Consider the following 11615-nt stretch of genomic DNA (forward strand, 5'->3'; position numbering starts at 1 on the left):
GGGGGACCGGTTCCGATCGCGGGCCGCGATCGGAACCGGGTCGAACCGGCCGCCGGCGCACGGCGCGCGGTCAACGCAAACGCCGACGGAAACGCCGACGGAATCACCGGCAGAACCATCAGCGGAACCGGCAAGGTCAGCAGGTCGGCAGGGCCGACGAGGGGGAGCGCCCAGTGCGTCGAGCGAACGCGAGGTCCGGGTCATGAACACCTCTGCCACCACCGGCTTCTGCCGGGTCACCGTCGTCGCCCCGGACAGCCGGATCGACGTCGCCCTGCCCGAGGACATCCCGCTCGCGGACGTGTATCCCGAGGTGCTGCGGCTCTCCCACCAGACCCGGCCGGACGGCGCCCCCACCGGATTCCACCTCGTCCGCCGCGACGGCACCGTCCTCGACGGCAGCCTGTCGCTCGCCGCCCAGCAGGTGCGCGACGGCGACCTGCTCAGCCTCCGCCCGTTCGCGGAGTCGCTGCCCCCCGCCGTCTACGACGACGTCGCCGACGCCATCGCCACCGCCGGTGAGACCGACCGCCGGTTCTGGAGCCCCGAACTGATGCGGGCCTTCGGCCTGACCGGCGCGGGCGTGCTGCTCGCCCTGCTCGGCTTCGTGCTCTGGTTCGCCGACCTGCGTCACGACATGCACGGCCTGCCCGGCGTGCTCTCCGGCGTCGTCGCCGTCGTGCTCACCGCCTTCGCCGGTGTGCGGGCCCGGGTCTACCGGGACGCCTGGGCCGGTCTCGCGCTCGGCCTCGGCGCCCTTCCGCACGCCATGATCGCCGGCAGCGGGATCCTCGCCCCGGCCGCGCCCCTGGAGGGCCCCGGCCGGCTCCACTTCCTCACCGGCTGCGTGACCGTCCTGGTCGTCGCCGTCCTGCTGGTCGGTTTGCTGCCCGAGAAGGACGCGCTGTTCGTCGCGGCCGCCTTCCTGTCCGCCGCCGGTGCGCTCGCCACCTTCGCGGCCGTCCTGCTGCCCGACACCCCGGCCGACCACATCGCCGCCGTCACCGGGGTCACCGCCGTCGCCGTGATCGGCTTCCTGCCCGGCCTCTCCGCCCGCTTCGCCCGGCTGCCCGTCGGATTCAGCGCCCCCGGCCAGGCCCGCACGCGCAGCCGCGACCACGACGAGGAGGCCGACCGCGCCGAACTGGTGCAGTACGAGCGGATCGCCCACCAGGCCCGCCGCGGCCACGAGGTGCTGGTGGGCCTGGTCGGCGGCTGCGCCGCGGTGATCGTCGGCGCCTGCGCGGTGCTGGGCTTCACCGACGGGACCTTCCCCGAACTGCTCGCCCTCGCCCTCGGGCTCGCCACCATGCTCCGGGCCCGGCTCTTCCGCTACAGCGCGCAGGTCCTCGGCCTGACCGTGGCCGGCCTGTCCGGACTCTCCCTACTGGTCGTCGGACTCGCCCTGCACACCCCGCAGTTCGTCCTCCGCGCGGGTGTCGGCTCCACCGGTGCGGACCTGCGCACCGTCTGGCTGACCGCCTCGATCGCCTTCGGCGCCGCGGTCCTCGTCGCGATCGCCCTGGTGGTGCCCCGGCTCGGCGTCTCCCCGTTCTGGGGGCGGATCCTGGACCTGGTCGACAGCCTGACCCTGATGGCGCTGGTCCCGCTGGTGCTGGCGGTCCTCGACGTCTACCGGCTGGTGCGCGGAGCCACCGGCTGACCCGCCCCGTCCTGCCGGGCACCGGCCGCCGTCGGGCGGGATCACCGGCACTGGTACGCTTGGCCTCCGAGCGCAGCCGTGTGTCCGCCCCCGTCGGGGGCGCCGACCGCCGGCCGCGCCCGTCACGACACCGAGTTCTCACAGAGTCCTGTGCCGTAGACCAGGACCGCTTGGTATCACTTCGAAGGAGTTGCACGTGGCTCTCGCCTCTGACGTCAAGAAGCAGATCTTCGCCGAGTTCGGCCAGAAGGAGGGCGACACCGGCTCCCCCGAGGTCCAGGTCGCCATGCTCTCCCGCCGCATCGCGGACCTGACCGAGCACCTCAAGGTCCACAAGCACGACCACCACTCGCGCCGTGGCCTGCTCATCCTGGTCGGCCAGCGTCGCCGTCTGCTGCAGTACCTGGCCAAGAAGGACATCGAGCGCTTCCGTACGCTCGTCGACCGCCTGGGCATCCGCCGCGGTGCCGCCGGTGGCGCCCGCTAAGACCGCCGCTCGGGGCGGCTCCCCACACCGGGGGGCCGCCCCTCGCGCGTATGCTGCGGCCGATGGCCCGGGGCGCCCCTGGCGGCGCCCGAACATAACAACTCGCGCGCACCTCCCCAGGTGCCCGAGGATTGCACCGTAGGGTTGTGGGAAATGCCGGTGATGGCGCTGTCGAGCGCCACCCAGGCAGAAAGACCCCAGACCCCCCGCGGGACGAAGGCTTCAAACGGAAGCCGCCCGCATCCGAGAGAGCGTCCAGACGCGGACCGCCAACCCGGACCCGGCCAGTCGAGAGGCGCCGGTCCTCGGTAGTGGCCGCCGGAAGCCCCGCAGACCGAAGCGGGGCGCACCGGAGGCTTCGATCGAAGACCGGCCCGACTGCCCCCCTCTGCGAAAGAGGGCCAGGGGCCCCCGGCAGACGATGCGCGGGGACGCTCTCCCGGAGAACGTACGAAAGAGGAGATCTTCCAGGTGGAAGAGAACGTGTTCTACGCCGAGGCCGTGATCGACAACGGTTCCTTCGGCACCCGTACCATCCGCTTCGAGACCGGCCGTCTGGCCCGTCAGGCCGCCGGCTCCGCCGTGGCCTACCTGGACGACGACACCATGGTGCTGTCGGCGACCAGCGCGTCCAAGCAGCCGAAGGAGCACTTCGACTTCTTCCCGCTGACGGTGGACGTCGAGGAGCGGATGTACGCCGCCGGCCGCATCCCCGGCTCCTTCTTCCGTCGTGAGGGCCGGCCCTCCGAGGACGCGATCCTCACCTGCCGCCTGATCGACCGCCCGCTGCGCCCGTCCTTCGTCAAGGGCCTGCGCAACGAGATCCAGGTCGTCGTCACCGTGATGGCGCTCAACCCGGACCACCTGTACGACGTGGTGGCCATCAACGCCGCCTCCGCCTCCACCCAGCTGGCGGGCCTGCCGTTCTCCGGCCCGATCGGTGGCGTGCGCGTCGCCCTGATCAACGGCCAGTGGGTGGCCTTCCCGACCCACAGCGAGCTGGAGTCGGCCGTCTTCGACATGGTCGTGGCCGGCCGCACCCTGCCGGACGGCGACGTCGCGATCATGATGGTCGAGGCCGAGGCCACGAACAAGACCATCAAGCTCGTCGAGGGCGGCGCCGAGGCGCCGACCGAGGAGATCGTCGCCGCCGGTCTGGACGCCGCCAAGCCGTTCATCAAGGTGCTCTGCGCCGCCCAGGCCCAGCTGGCCGCCCAGGCCGCCAAGCCGACCGGCGAGTTCCCGGTCTTCCTGGACTACCAGGACGACGTGCTCGCCGCGCTGTCCGCCGCCGTCAAGGACGAGCTGGCGCAGGCCCTCACCATCGCGGGCAAGCAGGAGCGCAACAACGAGCTGGACCGCGTCAAGGCGCTGGCCGCCGAGAAGCTGCTGCCCGAGTTCGAGGGTCGCGAGAAGGAGATCAGCGCCGCCTACAACGCGCTGACCAAGAAGACCGTCCGCGAGCGCGTCATCAAGGACAAGGTCCGCATCGACGGCCGCGGTGTCACCGACATCCGCACCCTGGCCGCCGAGGTCGAGGCCATCCCGCGGGTGCACGGCTCGGCCCTGTTCGAGCGCGGCGAGACCCAGATCCTGGGTGTCACCACGCTGAACATGCTCCGCATGGAGCAGCAGCTGGACACGCTCTCCCCGGAGACGCGTCGCCGCTACATGCACAACTACAACTTCCCGCCGTACTCGGTCGGCGAGACCGGCCGCGTCGGTTCGCCGAAGCGCCGCGAGATCGGCCACGGCGCGCTCGCCGAGCGGGCGATCCTGCCGGTCCTGCCGACCCGCGAGGAGTTCCCGTACGCCATCCGCCAGGTCTCCGAGGCGCTGAGCTCCAACGGCTCCACCTCGATGGGCTCGGTCTGCGCCTCGACCATGTCGCTGCTGAACGCCGGTGTGCCGCTGAAGGCCGCCGTCGCCGGTATCGCCATGGGCCTGATCTCGCAGGAGATCGACGGTGAGACCCACTACGTGACCCTCACCGACATCCTCGGTGCCGAGGACGCGTACGGCGACATGGACTTCAAGGTCGCCGGTACCCGCAACTTCATCACCGCCCTGCAGCTGGACACCAAGCTCAACGGCATCCCGGCGTCGGTGCTCGCCGCCGCGCTGAAGCAGGCCCGCGACGCCCGCCTGCACATCCTCGACGTGATGAACGAGGCCATCGACTCCCCGGACGAGATGTCCCCGAACGCGCCGCGCATCATCACCATCAAGATCCCGGTGGACAAGATCGGTGAGGTCATCGGCCCCAAGGGCAAGATGATCAACCAGATCCAGGAGGACACCGGCGCCGAGATCACGATCGAGGACGACGGCACCATCTACATCGGTGCCGCCGACGGCCCGGCCGCCGAGGCCGCCCGCACCACGATCAACCAGATCGCGAACCCGACCATGCCGGAGGTCGGAGAGCGTTACCTGGGCACCGTGGTCAAGACCACGACCTTCGGTGCCTTCGTGTCGCTCATGCCGGGCAAGGACGGTCTGCTGCACATCTCGCAGATCCGCAAGCTGGCCGGCGGCAAGCGCGTCGAGAACGTCGAGGACGTCCTCGGCGTCGGCGCCAAGGTGCAGGTCGAGATCGCCGAGATCGACCCGCGCGGCAAGCTCTCCCTGATCCCGGTCGTCGAGGGCGAAGAGGCCGGCGAGGCCGCTTCCGAGTGAAGCGCCGCTAGCTGACCCAGCGGCCCGCACGCCCCCGTCGGCGTGCGGGCCGCACCCTGTTGTCCCGCTCCCCATGCTCTCTACGGATTGCTTTCTACGGAGGTACCACCGTGGCCCAGGCCCCGGCGGCGAAGCAGCGCCCCGGCACGACCCGGACCCTGCTCAAGGGCGCGGACGGCGCCGGCACGGTGCGCCGCACCGTCCTCCCCGGCGGCCTGCGCGTCGTCACCGAGACCCTGCCGACGGTGCGCTCCGCGACCTTCGGCATCTGGGTCGGCGTCGGCTCGCGTGACGAGACCCCGCAGCTCAACGGCGCCACCCACTACCTGGAGCACCTGCTCTTCAAGGGCACCGAGCGGCGCAGCGCGCTGGACATCTCGGCCGCCCTGGACGCGGTCGGCGGCGAGATGAACGCCTTCACCGCCAAGGAGAACACCTGCTACTACGCGCGGGTGCTCGACACCGACCTCCCGCTGGCCATCGACGTGGTCTGCGACATGCTCACCGGCTCCCTGATCCGCCCGGAGGACGTCGAGGCCGAACGCGGCGTCATCCTGGAGGAGATGGCGATGGCCGAGGACGATCCCGGTGACGTCGTCCACGACCTCTTCGCCAAGGTGATCTTCGGCACCGGCCCGCTCGGCCGCCCGATCCTCGGCACCCAGGAGACCGTCCGGTCGCTCACCCGCGACCAGATCGCCGGCTTCTTCCACCGCCGCTACAAGCCCGAGCACCTGGTCGTCGCCGCGGCCGGCAACCTCGACCACCGCAAGGTCGTCAAGCAGGTCGAGCAGGCCTTCGCCCCGCTGCTGGCCCGCTCCGAGGCCGCCCCCGCCGAGGCCCGGCGCGGCGTCAAGGCGCTGCGCACCGCCGGCCGGGTGGAGGTGCTCCAGCGCACCACCGAGCAGGCCCACCTGGTGCTGGGCGTGCCCGGTGTGCCCCGGCACGACGAGCGCCGCTGGGCGATGGGCGTGCTCAACGCGGCCCTCGGCGGCGGCATGAGCTCGCGGCTCTTCCAGGAGGTCCGCGAGAAGCGCGGCCTGGCGTACTCGGTCTACTCCTACTCCTCCTCGTACGCGGACAGCGGCCTGTTCGGCATCTACGCCGGCTGCCAGCCCAAGCGGGTCGAGGAGGTGCTGCGGATCTGCCGCGAGGAGCTCGCCAAGGTGGTCGCCGAGGGCATCACCGAGGAGGAGCTGCACCGCGCCGTCGGCCAGATCTCCGGTTCCACCGTGCTCGGCATGGAGGACACCGGCTCGCTGATGAACCGGATCGGCAAGGCGGAGCTCAGCTACGGCCACCACCTGTCGGTGGACGAGATGCTGGCGAAGATTGCGGCCGTGACCCTGGACGACGTGCACGCCGTGGCCCGTGATGTGCTGGGTGCCCACCGGCCGTCGCTCGCGCTGATCGGTCCGATCAACGACAAGCGGGCCGCCCGGCTCGCCGACCTGCTGGTCTGAAGGGACATCTCACCATGACGCTGCGTGTCGCCGTGATCGGCGCCAAGGGGCGGATCGGCTCGGAGGCCGTCAAGGCCGTCGAGGCCGCCCCGGACCTGGAGCTGGTCGCCACCCTCGGGCGGGGGTCGGAGCTCTCCGAGCTCACCGACGCCGGCGTGCAGGTCGCCGTCGAGCTGACCCATCCCGACTCGGTGATGGACAACCTCGACTACTGCCTGCAGCACGGCATCCACGTGGTCACCGGCACCACCGGCTGGACCGACGAGCGGCTGGCCACCGTCCGCGGCCGGCTCGACGGGGCACCGGAGCTCGGCCTGCTGATCGCGCCGAACTTCTCCATCGGCGCCGTGCTCGGCATGAAGTTCGCCCAGACCGCGGCCCGGTACTTCGAGTCGGTCGAGGTGGTCGAGCTGCACCACGACCACAAGGCCGACGCGCCCAGTGGCACCGCCACCCGCACCGCCCAGCTGATCGCCGCCGCCCGCGCCGAGGCCGGCCGGCCGCCGCAGCAGGACCCGACCACGCACGGCCTGCCCGGCGCCCGCGGCGCCGACGTGGACGGCGTGCCCGTGCACGCCGTCCGGCTGCGCGGCCTGCTCGCCCACCAGCAGGTGATGTTCGGGGACACCGGTGAGACCCTCACCATCCGCCACGACTCGCTGCACCACAGCAGCTTCATGCCGGGCATCCTGCTCGGCGTGCGCAAGGTCGTGGAGACGCCCGGGCTGACCCTCGGCCTCGAACACTTCCTGGACCTGTGACCGTGTCCGCCCCCCGGAGCGCGTCGTGACCTCCCGTACCGGCTTCTTCGTCCTCTCCGGCGTCCTGCTGCTGGTCGCCCTGGTCTGCGTGGGCGAGGGTGTCCAGCTGCTCGCCACCGGCAAGCCGCTGGGCATCGGCCTGGGCCTCTGCGCCTTCGTCGTCCCGGTGATCGGCGTCTGGTTCCTGCGCCAGACGGTCCGCTTCGGCCGGTACAGCGAGCGGCTCGCCAAGGAGCTGGAGGCCGAGGGCGGCCTGCCGGTCGACGAGCTGAAGCGCACCACCGGCGGGCGGATCGACCGCGCCTCGGCCGATGCGGTGTTCGCCCGTCGCCGGGCCGAGGCCGAGGCGGCCCCGGGGGACTGGCGGGTCTTCTTCCGCCTGGCGGTCGCGTACGCCGACGCGGGCGACGTGCCGCGCGCCCGCAAGACCATGCAGCACGCGATCCGGCTGCACCGCACCGCGGGCGCGACCAGTACCACCGGCACCACCGGCACCACCGGCACCACCGAATCCGCGAGGAGTAACGCGTGAGCGACCGCACGACGGCCCCCCAGTTCCGCAGCGACGTGACCGTGGACCTGGTCCGCAGCGCCGCCGCCGACTCGGACGTCATCTGGGCGGCCCGGGTCTCGACGGCGGGGGAGCAGTCCCTGGAGGCGCTCCAGGAGGACCCGGAGAAGTCCAAGGGCCTGATCAACTACCTGATGCGGGACCGGCACGGCACGCCGTTCGAGCACAACTCGATGACCTTCTTCATCAGCGCGCCGATCTTCGTCTTCCGCGAGTTCCACCGCCACCGCAGCGGCTGGTCCTACAACGAGGAGTCCGGGCGCTACCGCGAGCTGGAGCCGGTCTTCTACGTGCCCGCCGAGGAGCGCAAGCTGGTCCAGCAGGGCCGCCCGGGCCGGTACGAGTTCGTCGAGGGCACGGCGGAGCAGCACAGGACCGTCACCGCCTCGATGGAGGCCGCCTACCGCGAGGCGTACGAGCGGTACCAGGAGATGCTGGACGCGGGCGTGGCCCGCGAGGTGGCCCGTGCGGTGCTGCCGGTCGGTCTCTTCTCCTCGATGTACGCGACCTGCAACGCGCGCTCGCTGATGCACTTCCTGTCGCTGCGCACCAAGCGGGAGAACTCGGCGGTCCCGTCGTTCCCCCAGCGCGAGATCGAGATGGTGGCCGAGCAGATGGAGGAGCGGTGGGCCGAGCTCATGCCGCTCACCCGTGCGGCCTTCGAGAAGCACGGCCGGGTCGCCCCCTGACCTGCGAAGACGAGCAGATGGGCGGAGTATCGAGCATGTCTGGATTGCGGCATTTCTGACCTCTCCCTACGCTCGTGAACACGGATTCCGGTGCTGCTTGAACCCCCGAGCACGCAGCACCGGAATCCCATGTCCGCGCTGTTGGCGCGGCCTCCGGTGCGGCCGCCCGAGCGGCGCACCTGTCCGAACCCTGGACCGGCCTGGGTACCGCCCCACCGCCTACGAGTAGCTTTGGACGCATGGCTCCGACCTCCACCTCCCAGACGCCCTTCGGCCGGGTCCTGACCGCGATGGTGACCCCGTTCACCGCCGACGGCGGCCTCGACCTCGACGGCGCCCAGCGCCTCGCCGCGCACCTCGTCGACTCGGGCAACGACGGCCTCGTCGTCAACGGCACCACCGGCGAGTCCCCGACCACCAGCGACGCCGAGAAGGCCCGGCTCGTCCGCGCGGTGGTGGAGGCGGTGGGGGACCGGGCACACGTGGTGGCCGGCGTCGGCACCAACGACACGCACCACAGCGCCGACCTGGCCCGCCAGGCCGAGGCCGCCGGGGCGCACGGCCTGCTGGTCGTCACGCCGTACTACAGCAAGCCCCCGCAGGAGGGCCTGTACCGGCACACCACGCACATCGCCGACGCCACCGGCCTGCCGGTCATGCTGTACGACATCCCCGGCCGCAGCGGTGTCGCGCTGAGCCACGAGACCCTGGTCCGGCTCGGCGAGCACCCGCGGATCGTCGCCAACAAGGACGCCAAGGGCGACCTCGGCGCCGCCGCCTGGGCCATCGCCCGCTCGGACCTGGCCTGGTACTCCGGCGACGACATCCTCAACCTGCCGCTGCTGTCGGTCGGAGCCGTCGGTGTGGTGAGCGTCGTCGGACACCTGGTCGCCGCCGAGCTGCGGGCCATGGTCGAGGCCTTCCTGTCCGGCGATGTGGCCAAGGCCACGGCCGTCCACCAGCGCCTGCTGCCGGTCTTCACCGGTATCTTCCGCACGCAGGGCGTCATCCTCACCAAGGCCGCACTGGAGCTCCAGGGACACCCGTCCGGGCCGCTGCGGCTGCCCCTCGTCGGCGCGACTCCCGAGGAGATCGCGCAACTGAAGAAGGATCTCGCCGCCGGCGGGGTAGACCTGTAACAGACACAGACGTGCGCGCCCCGGCTCGCCGGACCCTCACGGGTTCGCCGCTGGACCGGACCGAAGGCGCGAATGCACAGACCCAGTAGGAAAAACCGACACTGAGTACGCACGCCATATGTCTCGCGGGGGAGGACCCCCGGGCATATGGCGTGCGCCGTGAGGAGAGTCTTTTGAGCCACCCGCATCCCGAACTCGGCGCACCCCCCGCTCTCAAGCAGGGCGCCCTGCGTATCACTCCGCTCGGCGGTCTCGGCGAGATCGGCCGCAACATGACGGTCTTCGAGTACGGGGACCGCATTCTCATCGTCGACTGCGGCGTCCTCTTCCCGGAGGACGAGCAGCCCGGCGTCGACCTGATCCTCCCGGACTTCACCTACATCCGGGACCGCCTCGACAAGATCGACGGCATCGTCCTCACTCACGGCCACGAGGACCACATCGGCGCCGTGCCGTTCCTGCTCCGGGAGAACCCGGACATCCCGCTGATCGGCTCGAAGCTCACGCTCGCGCTGATCGAGGCGAAGCTCGCCGAGCACCGCATCCGGCCGTACGTCCTGGAGGTCAAGGAGGGCGACCGCGAGCGGATCGGCCCCTTCGACTGCCAGTTCATCGCGGTCAACCACTCCATCCCGGACGCGCTGGCCGTCGCCGTGCGCACGCCCGCCGGCATGGTCGTCGCCACCGGCGACTTCAAGATGGACCAGCTGCCGCTCGACGGCCGCCTCACCGACCTGCCGGCCTTCGCCAAGCTGGCGGAGGAGGGCATGGACCTGCTGCTGGTGGACTCCACCAACGCCGAGGTCCCCGGTTTCATCCCGAGCGAGCGCGACATCTCGGTCGCGCTGCGAAACGTTTTCGCGAACGCCGACAAGCGCATCATCGTGGCCTCGTTCGCGAGCCACGTGCACCGCATCCAGCAGGTGCTGGACGCCGCGCACGAGTACAAGCGGAAGGTCGCGTTCGTCGGCCGCTCGATGGTCCGCAACATGGGCATCGCCCGCGACCTCGGGTACCTGAAGGTCCCCGGCAACATGGTCGTCGACGTCAAGCAGCTGGACGACCTGCCGGACAAGGACGTCGTGCTGATCTGTACCGGTTCGCAGGGCGAGCCGATGGCCGCGCTGTCCCGGATGGCCAACCGCGACCACCAGATCCGCATCGTCGAGGGCGACACCGTCGTCCTGGCCTCGTCGCTGATCCCGGGCAACGAGAACGCCGTCTACCGGGTCATCAACGGCCTGACCCGCTGGGGCGCCAAGGTCGTGCACAAGGGCAACGCCAAGGTGCACGTCTCCGGCCACGCCTCGGCCGGCGAGCTGCTGTACTTCTTCAACATCTGCAAGCCGCGCAACCTGATGCCGGTCCACGGTGAATGGCGTCACCTGCGTGCCGCCGCCGATCTCGGTATCGCCACCGGCGTGCCGCGCAACCGGACGGTCATCGCCGAGGACGGCGTCTGCGTCGACCTGGAAGGCGGCGTCGCCCGGATCGTCGGCAAGGTCCAGGCCGGCTACGTGTACGTGGACGGCTCCTCGGTCGGTGACATCACCGAGGCCTCGCTCAAGGACCGCAGGATTCTCGGCGAGGAGGGCTTCATCTCCTGCTTCGTGGTGGTCGACTCCACCAACGGGAAGATCGTGGGCGGCCCGAGCATCCAGGCCCGTGGCTCGGGTATCGACGACGCCGCGTTCGCCCCCGTGACGGCCAAGCTGCAGGAGGCGCTCGACCGTTCGGCCGGCGACGGTGTCCTGGAGGTCCGCCAGGTCCAGCAGCTCGTCCGCCGGATTCTCGGCAAGTGGGTGGCGGACAACTACCGCCGCCGACCGATGATCCTGCCGGTCGTCGTCGAGGTCTGAGCCTTCGGCTCGCGACCCCTTGACCTCGGTTTGACGTGGGGCAGCCCGGTGCGTAATGTTCTCCGGGTTGCCCCACGGGACGGCCCCGGCAGAAGTTCTCGAACGAAATTCGAGAACGGAGCGCGGAAAACGGCCCGAAAAACTCTGCTAGAGTTCGGGAGCGCCGAAAGGCCGAAGCAAATCGGATGAATGAAACTCCGGAAAACGGAGCGGAAAACGTCTGGTAAGCTGGAAACACGAAAGAACGAAGCGCCCGGAGGGTCGGTGTGAAAGCCGCCTGAAGGAAGTGTCCGTTCCTTGAGAA

At 70.7% G+C, this 11615-nt stretch carries 9 protein-coding genes; all 9 read left to right on the plus strand.

Features of this window, described 5'->3' with window-relative positions; genetic code table 11:
• Positions 1-202: 202 nt before the first annotated feature.
• The 9 genes from eccD to ACFWOG_RS22920 all read left to right on the plus strand — a co-directional run bounded on the left by eccD (position 203) and on the right by ACFWOG_RS22920 (position 11311).
• Positions 203-1663 carry a type VII secretion integral membrane protein EccD gene (gene eccD / locus ACFWOG_RS22880; protein WP_380360654.1) on the plus strand — a complete coding sequence of 487 codons (1461 nt, stop codon included), beginning with the start codon at positions 203-205 and terminating at the stop codon, positions 1661-1663.
• Between the two features lie 196 nt (positions 1664-1859).
• Positions 1860-2150, plus strand: a complete 291-nt coding sequence (gene rpsO / locus ACFWOG_RS22885; RefSeq protein ID WP_329877556.1) for a 30S ribosomal protein S15 — start codon at positions 1860-1862, stop codon at positions 2148-2150.
• Positions 2151-2621: 471 nt separating this feature from the next.
• Entirely contained in the window at positions 2622-4829 is a 2208-nt protein-coding gene (locus ACFWOG_RS22890; protein ID WP_329877558.1) for a polyribonucleotide nucleotidyltransferase, read from the plus strand.
• Between the two features lie 86 nt (positions 4830-4915).
• The gene (locus tag ACFWOG_RS22895; protein WP_380360661.1) at positions 4916-6292 is read left to right on the plus strand and encodes a M16 family metallopeptidase; all 1377 of its coding nucleotides are present in this window, start codon (positions 4916-4918) and stop codon (positions 6290-6292) included.
• Between the two features lie 14 nt (positions 6293-6306).
• Positions 6307-7053 (plus strand): 4-hydroxy-tetrahydrodipicolinate reductase, encoded by a 747-nt coding sequence (dapB, locus tag ACFWOG_RS22900; RefSeq protein WP_329877562.1) that lies wholly within the window; start codon positions 6307-6309, stop codon positions 7051-7053.
• 25 nt (positions 7054-7078) lie between these two features.
• Positions 7079-7585: a hypothetical protein gene (locus ACFWOG_RS22905; RefSeq protein WP_380360658.1), complete on the plus strand. Its 507-nt coding sequence runs from the start codon at positions 7079-7081 to the stop codon at positions 7583-7585.
• Positions 7582-8313: an FAD-dependent thymidylate synthase gene (thyX, locus tag ACFWOG_RS22910; protein ID WP_329952534.1), complete on the plus strand. Its 732-nt coding sequence runs from the start codon at positions 7582-7584 to the stop codon at positions 8311-8313. Before ACFWOG_RS22905 ends, thyX begins: the two co-directional genes overlap by 4 nt.
• 239 nt (positions 8314-8552) lie before the next feature.
• The gene (gene dapA, locus ACFWOG_RS22915) at positions 8553-9452 is read left to right on the plus strand and encodes a 4-hydroxy-tetrahydrodipicolinate synthase (RefSeq protein WP_329877568.1); all 900 of its coding nucleotides are present in this window, start codon (positions 8553-8555) and stop codon (positions 9450-9452) included.
• Positions 9453-9625: 173 nt separating this feature from the next.
• Entirely contained in the window at positions 9626-11311 is a 1686-nt protein-coding gene (locus tag ACFWOG_RS22920; protein WP_329877570.1) for a ribonuclease J, read from the plus strand.
• Positions 11312-11615: the final 304 nt, after the last annotated feature.

The sequence above is a fragment of the Kitasatospora sp. NPDC058406 genome (genome assembly GCF_042722765.1).
Taxonomy (GTDB): domain Bacteria; phylum Actinomycetota; class Actinomycetes; order Streptomycetales; family Streptomycetaceae; genus Kitasatospora.

What these genes read in the sequence shown, in the direction of transcription:
- eccD (WP_380360654.1), top strand. Translation starts at nt 203, where the DNA reads ATGAACACCTCTGCCACCACCGGCTTCTGCCGGGTCACCGTCGTCGCC.
- dapB (WP_329877562.1), top strand. Translation starts at nt 6,307, where the DNA reads ATGACGCTGCGTGTCGCCGTGATCGGCGCCAAGGGGCGGATCGGCTCG.
- dapA (WP_329877568.1), top strand. Translation starts at nt 8,553, where the DNA reads ATGGCTCCGACCTCCACCTCCCAGACGCCCTTCGGCCGGGTCCTGACC.